This is a genomic window from Planotetraspora mira (assembly GCF_016863275.1).
GTDB lineage: Bacteria > Actinomycetota > Actinomycetes > Streptosporangiales > Streptosporangiaceae > Planotetraspora > Planotetraspora mira.
Window position 1 is genome coordinate 178,352 of the sequence record NZ_BOOO01000002.1, and the last position, 15,847, is coordinate 194,198.

Sequence of the window (15,847 nt, forward strand, 5' to 3'; positions counted from 1 at the left end):
GCGGTCCTCATGCGCGTGAGATGTGCGGATTCTGTGCTGATTCCCACACCTCTCGCTCGCCTCGCTCCGCGTCGATCCGCGCCCTGTCCACCTGGTCTCTCTCCACGTGGCGGAGGGACCGGATCCCGTGTTCCAGGTGCCACTGGAGGTAGGCGGCGACCAGGCCGCTGCACTCGGTGCGGTTGCGGTGCTCGGAGGCGTCCGCCGTCTGCCAGTCGCCGCGCAGCAGCGCGATCATCAGTGCGATCGTCTCGGCTGACGGCACGGCCGCTCCCGCGGGCCGGCACGCGCCGCACACCACCCCGCCCGCCGCGATCGCGAAGGCGCGGACGGCCTCCGCCCCGCACCGGGCGCACTCCGACAGCGCGGGGGCGTACCCGGCGACCGCGAGCGAGCGAAGGAAGTAGGCGTCGAGCACCAGGCGTGCCTCGTGCCCGCCCTCGACGAGCGTGCGCAGTCCTCCCACGAGCAGCAGGAACTGGCGCAGGGCCGGCTCCTTCTCCCCCACGGTCAGCCGGTCGGCCGTCTCCAGCATCGCCGTGCCGGCGGTGTAACGGGGATAGTCGGAGACGAGCGCCTCGCCGTACGGGCGGAGGGTCTCGACCTGGGTGATCACATCGAGCGACCTGCCGGTGTGCAGTTGCAGGTCGATGTGGGAGAACGGCTCAAGCCTGGCGCCGAACCGGGACATCGTCTTGCGCACGCCCTTGGCCACGCCCCGGACCTTGCCTGTCCGTTTGGTGAGGATCGTGATGATGCGGTCGGCCTCACCCAGCTTCTGGGTCCGCAGCACGACGCCTTCATCCCGATAGAGGCTCACCCCGCAATCGTAGGAGAGCCAGGGCGTATCCGGGCGTTCACCGACCGGTAAGGCCATCACAGAGACCAAAAATGGTGAAATTTCGGTAAGGATCCGGCGACGACAACCGGGTGAATAGCCTTGTCAAGCTGGACATCAGGTGTACATACGGTAAACCTGGGACGCGACGGCTTCACCGAAAGGTCACTAAGCTTTGACCTCCGGCGGACTCCCCCGCGCCGGACAAGCCGCCCACGGCCTGATCCCCCCGCCATGTGAAAGGGTGCCATGACCCGCGTGGTCCTGCTGGGCTCGCCGCCCGGCCCGATCGGTTCTCCCCTGCCAGGCGGCCAGCACGTCCCCGCCACGGACATCTCGCTGGCGTCCCAGCCCGGAGCGCCCACGGTGTACGGCAGGCTCCTGGAACAGCTCACCTCGCTGGACCCGCAGCCGACGACGATCGCCCGGCCCGGCGACGCCCCGGCGTACCGGGCGCACGCGGGGCAGGTCGTGGAGAGCCAGGATCTGGCCGGGGACCTGCGCGCGCTGGCCGACGTGGCCGAGGGCGCCACGGAGAACATGCTGATCATGCCGGCCGACTCCCTGGCCCACGACGAGCTGATCTACCAGCTGACCAAGGCGAAGCGCGCCGCCATCGCCCTGATCGTCCGGGACCCCGAGAGCGCCGCGGAGGAGCCGTCCCCCGGCGAGGCCCGCCCCGAGATCGGCGGCGAGACCCTGGAGGGCCTGCCGATGCGCACGCGCGTCGGCCTCGGCCGGGTCATCTCCGTCGGCACGGCCTATCACGCCGTCACCCGGCCGAACGCCGCGCTGCTCGGCCCGCTGCACCTGCACCTGCGGCACACCGCGCTCCTCGCCGAGACCGCCCGCGAACTCGCCGACCTGGCCCACCTGTTCGGGCCCGAGGACGACGTCACCGAACTGCTCGTGCTCGGCCTGGTCCGCAAGGGCGTCTCCGTCGGCCTCTACGAGCGGGCCGGCGAGTTCTACGCCCGCGTCCGCGACCAGCGGGAGGCCGACGAGGCCCAGGTGGCCATGTCCGGCTACGACGAGGACCGGGTCCGCCTCGACAACGCGGTGAAGGGCGCCGACGGCTTCTTCACCACGTTCTTCGTCAGCACCTACTCCCGGTTCATCGCCCGATGGGCGGCCCGCAGGGGGATGACTCCCAACCAGGTCACCCTGATCTCGATCGCCCTTGGGCTGTTGTCGGCGGGCGCCTTCGCCACCGGCACCCGATGGGGCGCGGTCGCCGGCGCGGTGCTGATCTACTTCGCGTTCGTCTTCGACTGCGTCGACGGCCAGGTCGCCAGATACGCCCGGAGATTCGGCGTCCTCGGCGCCTGGCTGGACGCCACCTTCGACCGGTTCAAGGAGTACGCCGTCTTCGTCGGCCTCGCGGCCGGAGCCACCGTGTCGGGCAGGTTCGGCGACGGCGAGGGCGTGTGGACGCTGGCGCTGGTCGCGCTCGCCCTGCAGTCCGGACGGCACCTGCTCGACTTCTCCTTCGGCGCGGCGAACCGGCGCAAGCCTCCGGCGCCGCTGCCCACCCTCGAGCTGAAGGTCGTCGACGACGTCAAGCTGCGCGAGGAGCTGGAACGGCGCAGGACCGTCAAGCGCGGCGGCGTCAGCGGCCTGCTCAAGTTCTGGACCGACGCCGGCCGGTTCAGGTCCGTGCACTGGGCCAGAAAGATGATCGTGTTCCCCATCGGCGAGCGCTTCGCCGCCATCGCGATCACCGCCGCCTTGTTCGACCCCCGCGTCACCTTCCTCACGTTGCTCATCTGGGGCGGCGTGGCGGCCATCTACACCCTCACCGGACGTCTCCTGAGGTCACTCGCATGATCACCCAGCCGCGTGTTCCCGCCATCGCCGCCGATCCCGAGGAGGAGCAGCGCCGCGTGCAGACCGAGCGGCTGCTCGCCTACCGCGACGACGGCCCCCTCGTCGGCGTGCTCAAGGGACGGGTCGGCCGCGGTCTGCCTCCCATCCCGTCGCTCCTCGTGGCGTTGCTCGCCATCGTGGCGCTGGCGGTCACGGGAACGCTGAGCGACGGCCCGATCCTGCTCGCCCCCGTGCTGGTGCTCGTCGTCCTGGTCGTGACGACCGGTTCACGCGACCACCTGGGCCGGTTCGACTGGCTGGCTCCGCCGCTGCTCCGCGCGGCGGAGTTCGTCACGATCATCCTTCTCGGGCTGGCCGAGGACACCCCCAAGTGGCTGCTCTTCGTGCTCATCTACATCGTCGGCTACCACACCTACGACACCGTCTACCGGACCCGGCAGGGCATCTGGCCCCCGGCGTGGCTCTTCATGGCGGGGCTCGGCTGGGAGGTCCGCCTGCTCATCCTGGGCGTGGGCGCGGCCGTCGGGCAGCTCACCGTCGTGGCCGCGATCCTGACCGCGTACCTCCTCGTGCTGTTCTCGGTCGAGAGCGTGCTCAGCTGGGTGCGCCTCGACAAGGCCTCCGCCCAGGCCAGGGCGGAGCAGGACCTCGAGCAGTCCCCTGAGGAAGCGGCGGAGGAGCTCACCGGCCGAGCCGACCGCAACTGAAGGGGCGGCACCGAGTCCGAAGAGGAGAGATGACTGTGGAAGAGCGCTTGCCCGTCGTAGGAGTGGTACTCGCGGGAGGCATCGGGCAGCGCGTCGGCCTGCGCACGCCCAAGCAGCTGCTGAAGATCGCCGGGAAGCCGATCCTCGAGCACACGCTCGCCCTGTTCGACGGCGCGCCCGAGATCGACGAGATCCTCGTCGTCATGGCTCCGGGCCACACCGCCGAGGCCGAGAAGATGGTCGCCCGCCTCGCCAAGGGCGGCAAGGTCATCGAGGGCGGCGCCAGCCGTACGGAATCGACCTGGCGGGCCCTGCAGGAGCTCGGCGAGCGCGAGTGCAACGTCCTGCTGCACGACGCCGTGCGTCCGTTGCTCGAGCAGCGGATCGTCACCGAGTGCGTCCGCGCGCTGGAGACCTACTCCGGCGTGGACGTCGCGATCCCGAGCGCCGACACGGTGGTGGTGGCGGAACCGACGCCGGACGGCGAGATCATCCGCGAGATCCCGGATCGGGCGTTCCTGCGGCGCGGCCAGACGCCGCAGTGCTTCCGGCTGTCGGCGATCCGCGAGGCGTACCAGCGGGCCTTCGCCGACCCCGAGTTCCTGCTCCACCCGCCGACGGACGACTGCGGCGTGATGTTGCGTTACCTGCCGGACGTGCCGATCGCCATCGTGCCCGGCAGCGAGCACAACATGAAGGTGACGCACCCGCTCGACGTCTACCTAGCCGACAAGCTCTTCCAACTGGGCAGCGCCGGGGCTCCGGCCGCCTCGCCGGAGGCGCTGCGCGCCGGGCTCGACGGCAAGACGGTGGTCGTGTTCGGGGGCAGCTCCGGCATCGGCGCCGACGTCGCCGCGCTCGCCCGGGATCACGGGGCGAACGTCCACTGCTTCTCCCGCACGCTGAACGGCGTCCGCGTCGAGGACGCCTCCTCGGTCGAGGCGGCGTTCGAGAAGGTGGGCGAGCCGATCGACTACGTCGTGAACACGGCGGGCGTGCTGCACACCGGCCGCCTCGCGGAACTCGACGACGCGACGGTGGCCGAGGCGATGAACATCAACTACCTCGGTCCGATCAACGTGGCGCGCGCCGCGATCCGCTATCTCAGCGCGAGCCGCGGGCAACTGCTGCTCTACACCTCCTCCTCCTACACACGGGGCCGGGCGACCTACAGCCTGTACTCCTCGGCCAAGGCCGCCGTGGTCAACCTGACCCAGGCCCTGGCGGACGAGTGGACCGAGTTCGGGGTGCGCGTCAACTGCATCAATCCCGAGCGGACCAGCACCCCCATGCGCCTGCGCGCGTTCGGCGAGGAGCCGGAGGGCTCCCTGCTGACGTCGCAGGCCGTCGCCGAGACATCCCTCGACGTGCTGGTCTCCGATCTCACAGGCCAGGTAATCGACGTCCGGATCCGCAGATAAGGGCCTTAATGCAAGCAAGATCGTGGCGCGGCCGCGCAACCATCGCCGCGTTATTCCTCTCCTACCCGTTGCTGATGGTCACCGCGCTGTGGCCGCTACCCTGGGCGTTCGTCGTCGTCGCGGCCGTCTCCTACGCCGCGGACAACCAGACTCCGCGGGTGGCGCCGGCGCTCAACGACATCCTCAGCAAGGTGCACCTGGGGACCACCCTCCGCTTCGTGATCCGGGAGACCGCGACGCTCCTGCTGGCGGTGCGGGTCCTGGGTGCCGACTCCTCGTGGTTCATCGCGCTCGCGGCCGGGATGTTCCTCCTGCACGGGGCGCGTTCGGTGCAGACCACGCTCGCGTTCCACCTCAACCGCTGGGTCAACGTGCTGCCGGCGGTCACCCGCAACGTGGACCTGACGGCCCTGCGGATCCCGCCGCCGCCTCCCGCCGCACTCATCAGCTACAGGGGTGCGCGGCTGCTCTACCTGGACATCCTGCCGGTGGGCGGCGCGGCCGTCGGCGTCGCGGCCGGCGTCTCCTGGCTCGGCGTCGCCGGCGCGGCGCTCGCGCTCGCCGTCTGCGCCGCGGCCATCGTGGTCCTGCTCCCCCACTTCAGGCGGGCCGCGGTGCTCCGCGACCGGGACCGGGTCATCGCGCATGTGGACGAGCAGGTCCGCGCCTACGACCCGGAGGTGGCACTCTACTTCTCCGGGTCGCTCGACTCCGCCTACCAGGCCTCGATGTGGCTGAACACGCTGGCGCGCATCGACCGCCGGGCCATCATCGTCCTGCGTGAGCGCGGAATGGTCGACAAGCTCGGCCCGACGACGCTGCCGGTGATCTGCATCCCCTCCGGCACCGACCTGATGAACTTCCGCGGCCTCGACTCCGTCCGCGTGACGTTGTTCGCCTCCAACGTCGGCAAGAACATCCACATGTTGCGCCTCCCCGGCCACCTCAGTGTGTTCATCGGGCACGGCGACAGCGACAAGGAAGCCTCGTTCAACCCCTTCACCAAGGTGTACGACAAGGTCTGGGTGGCGGGGCAGGCGGGCCGCGACCGCTACATCAAGGCGCAGGTCGGTGTGCGCGACGAGGACGTCGACGAGGTCGGCCGTCCGCAGTTGGCCGGGATCTCCACCACCCGTCCCGGCGGGCAGCAGCAGACCGTCCTGTACGCGCCCACCTGGGAGGGCTGGCAGGACGACCTGTTCCACACCTCGATCATCACGATGGGCCCCAAGATCGTGAAGGCGCTGCTGAAGTCTGGCGTACGGGTGATCTACAAGCCCCATCCGCTGACCGGGCACCGCGACCCCGCCGCCGCGTCGGGCCACAGGAAGATCATGTCGATGCTCGCCTCGGCCGGCGGGGAGCACAAGAGCGTCACGGGCCCGGAACCGCACCTCTACGAGTGCTTCAACGAGGCCGATCTGCTGATCAGCGACATCTCCAGCGTGGTCGCCGACTTCCTCGCCAGCGGCAAGCCGTACGTCGTCACGAACGTCGCCGGGCGTCCGGAGGAGGAGTTCAAGGAGCGCTATCCCAGCGCGGACGCCGCGTACCTGCTGGGGCCCGCCCTGCGCGAGCTGCCTGAGATCATCGCCGAGTTGGAGCGGCCCGAGGACACGATGGCGGGGGCGCGGCGCAAGCTGAAGACCTACCTGCTCGGCCCCGACCAGCCGGACGCGATGACCCGTTTCAACGCGGCCGTCAACGCCCTGTACGACCAGGCGGCCGCGAAGGCCTCGGGCCAGGACTGAGGACATCCGCCGGGGTGGCCACGCGCCATCCCGGCACCGGCCTCATGGGGGATCGATCGCTCAGGAGGCGCGGGCCTCGAACAGGGCCCAGACGACCTTGCCGCCGCCTCCCCCGCCTCCGCTGCTTCCGTCGCCGATGAGGATCCATCCCCAGGTGGCGGTCAGCGCTTCGACCAGGTGGAGGCCGCGCCCTGTCTCGGACAGGTCGCCGCCCGCGGCCGGCGCCGGGACGCGCTCACTCGAATCGCGGACGGCACAGCCGATATGAAACCGGTGGTTCACCAGCCGGAGCTGGATGGGCGGCCCCGGCGCCACATCGACGCGGGCGTGCCGGAGGGCGTTGGTGACCAGTTCGGAGACCACGAGTTGCGCGTCGTCGATGAGGCAGGGAAATCCCCACTCGTCCAGCGTCACCGCGGTGAAGTCACGGGCGGCGGCCGCCGAGGTCACCCTCCCCTGGAGGGTGCACGTGGCCGACAGCGGAACCGGAGGCGGGACGGGCAGGTCGGCGACGTCGTCCCGTTCGAACATCGAGGTCAACCATGGAGGCGCCGCCGCGGCTCCAGGGCCTGCCAGGTCTGCGGTCATCGCCAATCCCTCAGGTCGTCACCTACTACATGATGTGATTAACCCTGTCGCGCTGTATCTTGCCCTGTACCTTGCGTGTGCAAGCACGCGTGCACGTGCAAATGTTGCCAGTCGGCGATTTTCCCCTGAGCCGCCCGAAACCCCTCCAGCCAGACCTGGATCAGGTGTCAGCGAGGGCGGTGAAGAACGCCTGACAGGTTTCGGTGAAGGCGCTCGCCCTGGCGGTCGGCCGGACCCCGCGCACGGACGCCAGCACGACGTCGAGCGGCGGCACGTCATCGCTGATCGGCACGCTGACGACGTGTCCCCCGTCGTAGGTCTGGTCGGTCAAGGCCCGCTGGTTGAGTATCGAGTAGCCGTGCCCGCCCGCCACCAGCGAACGCGCCGTCTCATAACTCGAGGTGCGGAACCGAACCCGCGGCTCGGCGGTGTACAGCGCGCGGAAGTAGTCGCGGCTGCGCGGCAGATCGAGCAGGATCATGGGCTCGGCCGCCAGGTCGGCGAGCGACACCGCGTCAGCTCCGGCGAGCCGATGGCCCGGCGCCAGCAGCACGTACGGCCTGGCCTGCGTCAGCGGCTGGACATCGAGGTCCAGAGCGAGATCGATCGCGTAGACGAGGGCCACCTCGCAGCGGCCGTCGAGCAGGGCGCTCTCCATCGCGGAGACCTCTCCCTCGGCCACGGTGACCCGCACCCCCGGATGACGCACGGAGAACTCCCGCAACAACCGTGACAGGTAGAAGGGCGCGAGGGTCGTGACGCACCCGATGGCGAGCTCGCCCGTGAGCGAGCCCGCCAGCCCTCGGGCGGACGCGGCGAGCGCCGCCGCGTGGGAGAGGAACTCACGCGCCTCGACGAGGAACCGCTCGCCGGAGCGGGTCAGCGACAGCCCTCTGGCGTGATGGCGGATCAGGAGCTGCACGCCGAGCTCGCGCTCGACCTGGGCGATGGCGGCGGAGATCGCCGACTGCGCCACCATGAGCTCCCTGCTGGCAGCGGTCATGCTGCCGAGCTCGGCCGCCGTTACGAAGTAACGCAGCTGGACGAGGGTGAAGTTGACGTCCGCCACGCAACCCATTGTGACCGCCGCGGACCTTCCCGACTCCGGAACCCCCAGGTGCGCGGCTACGAATTGCCTGAACCGTTCCAGCCTTTGATCAGGTGTTTTCCCTTTGGAACACCTTCGTGCCGATCGTGAACCCCCCGCCGACGAACACCAGCGTCACCAGGACTCCCCACAGCACCGTGGGTGACGCGTACGAGCCGGCGAACAACTCGCGGAGCGCCTCGACGGCGTAACGGAAGGGAGTGAACCTGGAGACCACGTCGAGCCACGCCGGGGCGAGGGACATGGGAAGCAGCGCGCCGGAGAGCAACATCAACGGGATCATCAGCGTCGACATGACGGGGGCGAAGAGCTCCTGCCTGATCGTCAGCGCGGCCGCGTACGACAGCGCGGCCATCCCGACGGAGAGCACGGTGAGCAGCAGCAGGCCGAGCAGCACACCCGTCAGCCGCGCGTGCAGCCCGAGCGCGTAGCCGAGCGCGATGATCACCACGGCTTGGATCAGCAGGACGAGGCTGTCCTTGAGCACCCGCCCGAACAGCAGCGTCGATCGGCGGGCCGGAGTGACCCGCAGACGTTCGAGGACCCCGAACCGCTGGTCGAAGACGATGCCGAAGCCGACCAGCCCCGAACTCATCAGGCCGAGCTGGATGAGCAGACCGGGCACGAGCGTGTCCCAGGAGCCGACGCCGCTGCGGGAGAACAACGGGCCGAAGATCACGAGATAGAACACCGGCTGGACCGCGCCGAAGACGACGGCGAACTTGCTCTTGAAGCTCGCACGCAGGTAATAGCCCGTGAGGGCGGCGAGAGCGGTCACGCTGCGACCCCCTCGCGAAGCTCGTGGCCGGTGACCGAGAGGAAGACCTCGTCGAGCGTGCCCGCGTCGTGGGCGGCCTTGAGCTCGGCCGGTGTGCCCGACGCCACGATCCGACCCTGGTCGATGATGAGGATCCGATCGCACAGGGCGTCGGCCTCCTCCAGGTAGTGCGTCGTCAGGAAGACCGTCATCCCGGCCTCCTCGCGCAACCGCCGGACGTGGCCCCACAGGTTCGTACGGCTCTGCGGATCGAGCCCGGTGGTCGGCTCGTCGAGGAAGAGCAACTCGGGCCGGTGAAGCAGTCCCATGGCGATGTCCACCCGGCGCTTCTGACCGCCCGAGAGCGATCCGGCGAGCCGCTTGTCCACGCCCGTCAGGTCGAGTTCGGCCAGGAGCCGGGTCACCCGGTCACGGGCGTCGGCCCGGCTCAGGCCGTACAGGCGGGCCTGGAGCACGAGTTCCTCTCCCACCTCGGAGAACGGGCCGACGGTGCCGCCCTGGGCGACGTAGCCGATCCGCCGCCGGACGCCCGCGGGGTCGGCGAACAGGTCGTGGCCCGCCACGGTGGCGGTGCCCGACGTGGGGCGCAGCAGTGTGGTGAGCATGCGAAGCGTCGTGGTCTTGCCGGCGCCGTTGGGGCCGACGAAACCGACGATCTCCCCCTTGGAGACGTCGATGTCGACGCCCTGGACCGCTTCGACGGAATCGAAGGATCTGGTGAGCCCTCTGACATGAATCATGTTTCTTAGAGTAACGCCAATTTTGGTGTCACTTAAAAATTGGATGGCATACTAGAATCGGTCGCATGGAAGAGGGACTGCGGGAGCGGAAGAAGCGGGAGACCCGCCAGCGGATCGCCGACATCGCGATGGGCCTGTTCCTGCAACGCGGGTTCGACAACGTCACGGTCGCCGAGGTGGCCAGGGCCGCCGACGTGTCCGTGAACACCGTCTTCAACTACTTCCAGACGAAGGAGGACCTGTTCCTCGACCGCAGTGACGAGGTCGAGAGCCTGCCGAGACGGATCATCGAGGAGCGACGCCTCGGAGAGTCGGCGGTCCAGGCCGTGCGACGCGACTTCTTCGACGCCCTCGACACCGGCGACTGGCGATACGGGATCCACGAGGGCAGCGACCTGTTCGCGCGGCGGGTCCGGGAGAGCCAGTCCCTGGTCGCCCGCCTCACCGTCCTGGACTACAACCGGGAGGAGCAGTTCGCCCGGGCGCTCGCCGACGCGGTGGACGCCGACCCGGACGACCTGACCCCGTGGCTGGTGGCGGCCCAGATCAATTCCGTCCTCCGTACGCTGACCCGGCGTTTCACGATCCGGCGGATGGCCGGCGAGGACATGGACCGGGTCGTGGAGGGCATCCGGCTGGACGCCACACTGGCCTTCGACCAACTGGAGTTCGGCGTGGGCGACTACGCCCTGCGACAGGCCGATCCCGGCACGCCGGTCGCCGGGGACCGGGTCCAGACCTGAGCCGTACCCCACGGCCGCGAGCACGGGACAGGACGTAGAAATCAGGACACGGGAATCGGGGACCCACGCGATCGCCGTGCCGGGCTCGGCGCCCGGTATACAGGTCCACGTGAAGTTGGACGAGCTGGATCGCACCATCATCCGGGCCCTGGTCGAGGATGCCCGTTCTACATATGCCGAAATAGGCGCTCAAGTTGGGTTGTCCGCTCCGGCGGTCAAGCGGCGGGTCGACCGGCTCGTCGCCACCGGCGCGATCACGGGATTCAGCGCGAGGATCGAGCCGTCGGCCCTCGGCTGGACGACAGAGGCCTACGTCGAGTTGTTCTGCCGGGGGAAGACCTCTCCCGCCGAGATCGGGGCCGCCGTCGCCGTGCATCCGGAGGTCATCTCGGCCTGCACGGTGACCGGCGAGGCCGACGCCCTTCTGCACATCCGCGCGACCGATGTGCGGGACGTGGAACGCATCATCGAGCGCCTGGCCGCCGAACCGTTCGTCGTGCGGACCAAGAGCGCCATCGTGCTTTCCCGGCTGGTTAACGGATCACCGCAAACAGGCTGAAGGACGCAACCAATCCACGCCAAGGCGCAACGCGCACTGATTGGCCTGGTCTTTCGGCGTTCTTACGCTAAGGGGACCGTTGACCGGTTTTCCGCATGGAGTCCTGAATGACCACACCTTTGGCCGTGACGACGCGTAGTGAACGAGCCGGTACGGCACGGCACTACCTGATGTGCCGACCCGAGTTCTTCGCCGTCTCGTACGCCATCAACCCGTGGATGGACCCGCTGGCCGGGGCCGACACCGCGACCGCCGTACGGCAGTGGGAGGGCCTCCGAGAGGCCTACGAGAGCCTGGGGCACACGGTCAGCCTGATCGACCCGATCCCGGGCCTGCCCGACATGGTGTTCGCCGCCAACGGGGCCCTGGTCGTCGACGGACGCGTCTACGGCGCCAGGTTCACCCACCCGGAGCGGGCGGCGGAGGGTCCCGCCTACCTGCGGTGGTTCGCGGACCGCGGCTACGAGTCGATGGAAGCGTCGTTCACCAACGAGGGTGAGGGCGACTACCTGACGCTCGACGAGATGATCCTGGCCGGGACCGGCTTCCGCACCGACGTGGCCGCGCACATGGAGGCCCAGGAGTTCCTCGGCCGCCCGGTGGTCACGCTCCGGCTGGTCGACCCGCGGTTCTACCACCTCGACACGGCGCTGTTCCCGCTCGACGGACACAACGTGGCCTACTACCCCGAGGCGTTCTCCTCTGGCAGCCAGAGGGTGCTCCAGCGGCTGTTCCCCGACGCCGTCATCGCCACGGCCGCCGACGCGGAGGTCCTCGGTCTCAACGCGGTCAGCGACGGACGGCACATCGTCGTGAACGCCGAGGCCAAGGAGCTGTCGCTGGAACTCGAGAACCGGGGCTACGAGGTCGTCCCCGTCGATCTGAGCGAGCTGCGCAAGGCCGGCGGCGGCCCGAAGTGCTGCACCCTGGAGATCCGCCGATGAGCGCGCCGACGAACGTGCCCCTGAGCACCGAGGACCTCATCCGGCTCGGCGAGAGCCGCAGTGCGCACAACTACCACCCGCTGCCCGTCGTCATCCGGTCGGCGGAGGGCGCCTGGGTGACCGACGTGGAGGGGAAGCGCTATCTCGACTGCCTTGCCGGCTACTCGTCGCTGAACTTCGGCCACGGCAACCCGGCGATCATCGCCGCCGCCCGTGAGCAGCTCGACCGGCTGACGCTCACCAGCCGGGCCTTCCTGCACGACCAGTTCGCGACGTTCGTCTCGGGCCTCGCCGACCTGTGCGGCAAGGACATGGTCCTGCCCATGAACACCGGCGCCGAGGCCGTGGAGACCGCGGTCAAGGTCGCCCGCAAGTGGGGCTACGAGGTCAAGGGCGTACCCGCCGACCAGGCGAACATCATCGTCATGGAGGACAACTTCCACGGCCGTACGACGACGATCGTCGGCTTCTCCACCGACCCGGACGCGCGAGGCGGTTTCGGCCCCTTCACGCCCGGCTTCCGGATCGTGAAGTACGGCTCGGCCGAAGCGATCAGGGAGGCCGTCGACGAGAACACGGTGGCCGTCCTCATCGAGCCGATCCAGGGTGAGGCGGGCGTGCTCGTGCCGCCGGACGGCTACCTGACGGCGGTCCGCGAGATCTGCTCGGAGAACGACGTCCTGTTCATCGCCGACGAGATCCAGTCGGGCCTCGGCCGCACAGGCGACACCTTCGCCTGTGACCACGAAGGGGTCGTCCCGGACATGTACGTCCTGGGGAAGGCTCTGGGCGGCGGAGTCGTCCCCGTCTCGGCGGTCGCGGCGAACGCCGACATCCTGGGGGTGCTCAAGCCGGGTCAGCACGGCTCGACGTTCGGCGGCAACCCCCTGGCATGCGCGGTCGGCAACGCCGTCATCGCGCTGCTGAACACCGGCGAGTACCAGACCAGGGCCCGCGATCTCGGTGCGTTCCTCCACACGCGGCTGCGTGCGCTGATCGCCCCGGATGCGGCCGGACGCACGCCCGTGGTGGCCGTGCGCGGTCGTGGGCTGTGGGCGGGTGTCGACATCGACCCCTCTCTCGCCACCGGCCGCGAGGTCAGCGAGGCGCTCATGCGCCGGGGCGTGCTCGCCAAGGACACCCATGGCTCCACGATCCGGCTCGCTCCGCCCATCGTCGTCACGGAAGAGGACCTCGGCTGGGCCGTCGATCAGCTCGCCGCTGTACTGTCCGAGTTCGCGAGTCGCTAGGCCCCTCAGAGCCTGAGACGTCAGGCATCGGACCGTCGCGATCTGGCCGGATGTCGGGTTTGATCAACCCGCCGTCCGGCCGGTCGCGATGAGACGTTGGCCCGTCGACGTAGCCCGGTCGGCGTGCCTGGTCGCACGGACCCGGTTGCGGGCGACGTTCAGCCTCCCCCGTCGGCTTCGGCCGGACGGGTGGAGAACGGTCAGTGGCCACGGCGCAGCTGACTGCTGACCGGGCACCGCGACCCCGCCGCCGCGTCGGGCCACAGGCTGCTGACCGGCCAGGGAGGGCCGAGGAGCGGTCGTTGCCCCGGCGGTCTGGTCAGGGTGCGTTCGGCCCCCTCCCACCCGCTGACGCACTGTCTTGGGTGTCGCGTGGTCTGCTCTCGGGCGAAGAAGGCGATCTGCGGGTGGTGCAGCGGCGGCCGGTGTAGGTGTAGGCCCAGCGGTCTTTGCCTTCGCGGCGGCGTTGGTACCGGTCGGGGTGGCGGTAGCGGTCGCGGTTGTGGAACTGGCAGGCCGGTCCGAGCAGGCGCAGGTCGGTCAGGCCGCCGTCGGCCCAGTTGTCGGCGTGGTCGATCTGGCACAGCGTCGCCGGGAGCGGACAGCCGTCGATCCAGCAGGTGGCGTAGCGGGCGAAGACCGCCCTTCTCTGCGCTCCGGTTGCCAACCGTACAGCGCGTCCCATATCGAGGACCTGGCCATCGGCGTCCATCACCAGCCGCACCAGGGTCGAGGTGCGGGCGAGACGGCTTATGTCGTCGTGGGACAGGAGTTGGCCGGTGGCCAGCAACAATCCCGGCATCACACACCCCAGCCCGGACAGGCCAGGCACACTCCCCCAAGGTCCCCTGGAATCGGTCTGACCTCGAGCGGACTGACCACCCTTGGCCTGAGCGTCCGCAGCGTGTCCAGCCCCCTGACTGCCACTCCTGGCATGACCACCTGCGGCCTGGTCGCCTTCACCGGCCTCATCTGCGTCATCGTGGGCGGTGTGGTCTTTGGGGAGGGACTCGGCGTTGACCAGGACGAGCAACTCAGTAGTGATCTTGTTTTCCAACAGCGTGATCAACGCATCGGCATTGCGGACCCGCAGCGGCCGCTCATCACCCTCAACCCTGGGCTTGGCATAGGCGTCCAGCCAAGTCCGCAACCGGGCCGCCGCCTCACGGGGAAGCCGGAACTCGCCCTCCACCCCACCAGAACCAGTCGGGCGAACCACCATGAACCGCTGCGCGTAATCAGCATCCCTGTCCTTGCCCGCCTGACCGGGATCCAGCAACTCCCGCAGATACCGGCCCGCCTTGGCCACCTCGGCCGGACTCGCCCGATCCGCCAACCCCACCAAGATCGGCTCAGCGAGCCTGGCCTGCTCATCAGTGAGCCCACTCGTCGCCGCGCAGATCGCACTCACCTGCCCCTCCGACAAACTCCCCTCAGCGAACCGCACCCGCACCACACCAAGACGCGCCAACTCCGTCGCCAACACGACAAGCCGCGACGCCGACCCCGCACTTGTCCCACACCCGCCCCGCAACCACATCCGGGTGCTGGCATGCCCCTGGGACCTGGCCGCACCCGCCCGATGCACCCATTCCACCCGGGCGGCGATCGCCGAGGTCAACCGATCCCGCGCGAACACCAACTCCTGAACCTGCTCCACACACACCGCCACCGAACCCGGCAACCCCGCGAGCGCCAGCCCCGAGGCCGTCTCGACGATCGCGGCCACCAGCGCATCCGACTCGGCTGACGAACCACCCGAGCCGGCCCAACCGGCTGTGCTGGTTGTGCCGTGCCCATCAGCGGATCCGGCCGAATCCGAGCGGGCCGAGCCTGCGCCCGCCGAACCCGACATCGACGTCCCGGAGGTCGGTGCGCCCGAGCCCGCTCTTGAGTCCGAGTCCGAGGAAGGGGAGGAGGAGGAGGCCGGGTCTGTGCACGGGTTCGAGCCCCGGGCAGGCGACGGCGCTTCAGACGACCCCGCGCTGGACGACCCCGCGCTGGACGACCCCGCGTTGGACGACCCCGCGTTGGACGACCCCGCGTTGGACGACCCCGCGTTGGACGACTCCGGGCTGGGCGACTCTGGGTCGGGTGACTCTGCACTGGATGATTCCGGCCAGTCGGCATCCGGCCATGTCGCGTATGGCCGTGACGGCCTCGGCTCGGTGAAGTCGGGCCACACGTCCTCCAACGGCGGGCGGCTCAAGGCCGAACTGCCGTCGGACGACCACGTCTGGGCCCGTGCCGTGACCTCCGCCCACCATCTCGGGCCACACGGCATCTCCTCGACACCGGGATCGGCCACAGAAGAACCCGAGACGTGCCGCCCGTGTGAATTGACCACGTCCCTCTCCCTTCCGGTCACCCTAATCGAAAACCTGTACGAATAATCTCACACTCCGTGACCGGTCAGCTACAAATCTCGAACAGGATTTCCATCCGTTCGCTCGCGGCGAGCAACCCCGCATAGATCGGCAGAGCTAAGCCCGGGACCGGGACCTAATGGTCAAGGGAGGGCTGCGGGCTGACTGGGCGGATACGACCACATGGCGAGGTTCAGGACGAGCCAAGCGGAGCCGGGCAGCAACAG

15 protein-coding genes and 1 pseudogene are annotated in these 15,847 nt (G+C 69.3%); 9 read left to right on the top strand and 7 right to left on the bottom strand.

Annotation, left to right across the window (positions count from 1 at the left end; translation table 11 throughout):
• Window positions 1-7: 7 nt before the first annotated feature.
• Entirely contained in the window at window positions 8-820 is an 813-nt protein-coding gene (gene recO, locus Pmi06nite_RS02585) for a DNA repair protein RecO (protein WP_203951169.1), read from the bottom strand.
• 267 nt (window positions 821-1,087) lie between these two features.
• On the opposite strand from recO, the gene Pmi06nite_RS42490 reads away from it, so the two are divergent.
• From Pmi06nite_RS42490 to Pmi06nite_RS02605, 4 genes are all read left to right on the top strand, one after another.
• Complete coding sequence (locus Pmi06nite_RS42490; protein WP_203951170.1) at window positions 1,088-2,665, top strand: CDP-alcohol phosphatidyltransferase family protein; 1,578 nt, start codon at window positions 1,088-1,090, stop codon at window positions 2,663-2,665.
• The gene (locus Pmi06nite_RS42495; protein WP_203951171.1) at window positions 2,662-3,372 is read left to right on the top strand and encodes a DUF5941 domain-containing protein; all 711 of its coding nucleotides are present in this window, start codon (window positions 2,662-2,664) and stop codon (window positions 3,370-3,372) included. Before Pmi06nite_RS42490 ends, Pmi06nite_RS42495 begins: the two co-directional genes overlap by 4 nt.
• A gap of 29 nt (window positions 3,373-3,401) precedes the next feature.
• Window positions 3,402-4,793 carry a bifunctional cytidylyltransferase/SDR family oxidoreductase gene (locus Pmi06nite_RS02600; protein WP_203951172.1) on the top strand — a complete coding sequence of 464 codons (1,392 nt, stop codon included), beginning with the start codon at window positions 3,402-3,404 and terminating at the stop codon, window positions 4,791-4,793.
• 74 nt (window positions 4,794-4,867) lie between these two features.
• Window positions 4,868-6,544, top strand: coding sequence for a CDP-glycerol glycerophosphotransferase family protein (locus Pmi06nite_RS02605; RefSeq protein WP_239113525.1), 1,677 nt, complete (start codon window positions 4,868-4,870; stop codon window positions 6,542-6,544).
• A 60-nt stretch (window positions 6,545-6,604) separates the two neighbouring features.
• Here the strand turns inward: Pmi06nite_RS02605 and Pmi06nite_RS02610 are convergent, their stop codons facing one another.
• The 4 genes and pseudogenes from Pmi06nite_RS02610 to Pmi06nite_RS02625 form a co-directional block, all read right to left on the bottom strand.
• Window positions 6,605-7,132 carry an ATP-binding protein gene (locus tag Pmi06nite_RS02610; RefSeq protein ID WP_203951174.1) on the bottom strand — a complete coding sequence of 176 codons (528 nt, stop codon included), beginning with the start codon at window positions 7,130-7,132 and terminating at the stop codon, window positions 6,605-6,607.
• 160 nt (window positions 7,133-7,292) lie between these two features.
• Window positions 7,293-8,210: a LysR family transcriptional regulator gene (locus Pmi06nite_RS02615; protein ID WP_239113526.1), complete on the bottom strand. Its 918-nt coding sequence runs from the start codon at window positions 8,208-8,210 to the stop codon at window positions 7,293-7,295.
• Window positions 8,211-8,289: 79 nt separating this feature from the next.
• Window positions 8,290-9,018, bottom strand: coding sequence for an ABC transporter permease (locus Pmi06nite_RS02620; RefSeq protein WP_203951176.1), 729 nt, complete (start codon window positions 9,016-9,018; stop codon window positions 8,290-8,292).
• A 77-nt stretch (window positions 9,019-9,095) separates the two neighbouring features.
• Window positions 9,096-9,758 (bottom strand): annotated as a pseudogene (locus tag Pmi06nite_RS02625) (ABC transporter ATP-binding protein); the annotation flags it as partial.
• A gap of 65 nt (window positions 9,759-9,823) precedes the next feature.
• On the opposite strand from Pmi06nite_RS02625, the gene Pmi06nite_RS02630 reads away from it, so the two are divergent.
• From Pmi06nite_RS02630 to rocD, 4 genes are all read left to right on the top strand, one after another.
• The gene (locus Pmi06nite_RS02630; RefSeq protein ID WP_203951178.1) at window positions 9,824-10,501 is read left to right on the top strand and encodes a TetR/AcrR family transcriptional regulator; all 678 of its coding nucleotides are present in this window, start codon (window positions 9,824-9,826) and stop codon (window positions 10,499-10,501) included.
• A 109-nt stretch (window positions 10,502-10,610) separates the two neighbouring features.
• Complete coding sequence (locus Pmi06nite_RS02635) at window positions 10,611-11,060, top strand: Lrp/AsnC family transcriptional regulator (protein WP_203951179.1); 450 nt, start codon at window positions 10,611-10,613, stop codon at window positions 11,058-11,060.
• Between the two features lie 107 nt (window positions 11,061-11,167).
• The gene (gene ddaH / locus Pmi06nite_RS02640; RefSeq protein ID WP_239113528.1) at window positions 11,168-12,004 is read left to right on the top strand and encodes a dimethylargininase; all 837 of its coding nucleotides are present in this window, start codon (window positions 11,168-11,170) and stop codon (window positions 12,002-12,004) included.
• The gene (rocD, locus tag Pmi06nite_RS02645; protein WP_203951180.1) at window positions 12,001-13,254 is read left to right on the top strand and encodes an ornithine--oxo-acid transaminase; all 1,254 of its coding nucleotides are present in this window, start codon (window positions 12,001-12,003) and stop codon (window positions 13,252-13,254) included. The genes ddaH and rocD overlap by 4 nt, the downstream gene beginning before the upstream one ends.
• Before the next feature lie 319 nt (window positions 13,255-13,573).
• On the opposite strand, the gene Pmi06nite_RS02650 is transcribed toward rocD, so the two are convergent.
• Together Pmi06nite_RS02650 and Pmi06nite_RS02655 are read right to left on the bottom strand one after the other, a co-directional pair.
• The gene (locus tag Pmi06nite_RS02650) at window positions 13,574-14,983 is read right to left on the bottom strand and encodes an HNH endonuclease signature motif containing protein (RefSeq protein WP_203951181.1); all 1,410 of its coding nucleotides are present in this window, start codon (window positions 14,981-14,983) and stop codon (window positions 13,574-13,576) included.
• A gap of 70 nt (window positions 14,984-15,053) precedes the next feature.
• Window positions 15,054-15,194, bottom strand: coding sequence for a hypothetical protein (locus Pmi06nite_RS02655; protein WP_203951182.1), 141 nt, complete (start codon window positions 15,192-15,194; stop codon window positions 15,054-15,056).
• Here Pmi06nite_RS02655 and Pmi06nite_RS02660 point away from each other — a divergent pair.
• Window positions 15,189-15,647, top strand: a complete 459-nt coding sequence (locus Pmi06nite_RS02660; protein ID WP_203951183.1) for a hypothetical protein — start codon at window positions 15,189-15,191, stop codon at window positions 15,645-15,647. The two genes, Pmi06nite_RS02655 and Pmi06nite_RS02660, sit on opposite strands and share 6 nt — an antisense overlap.
• Window positions 15,648-15,847 lie beyond the last annotated feature (200 nt).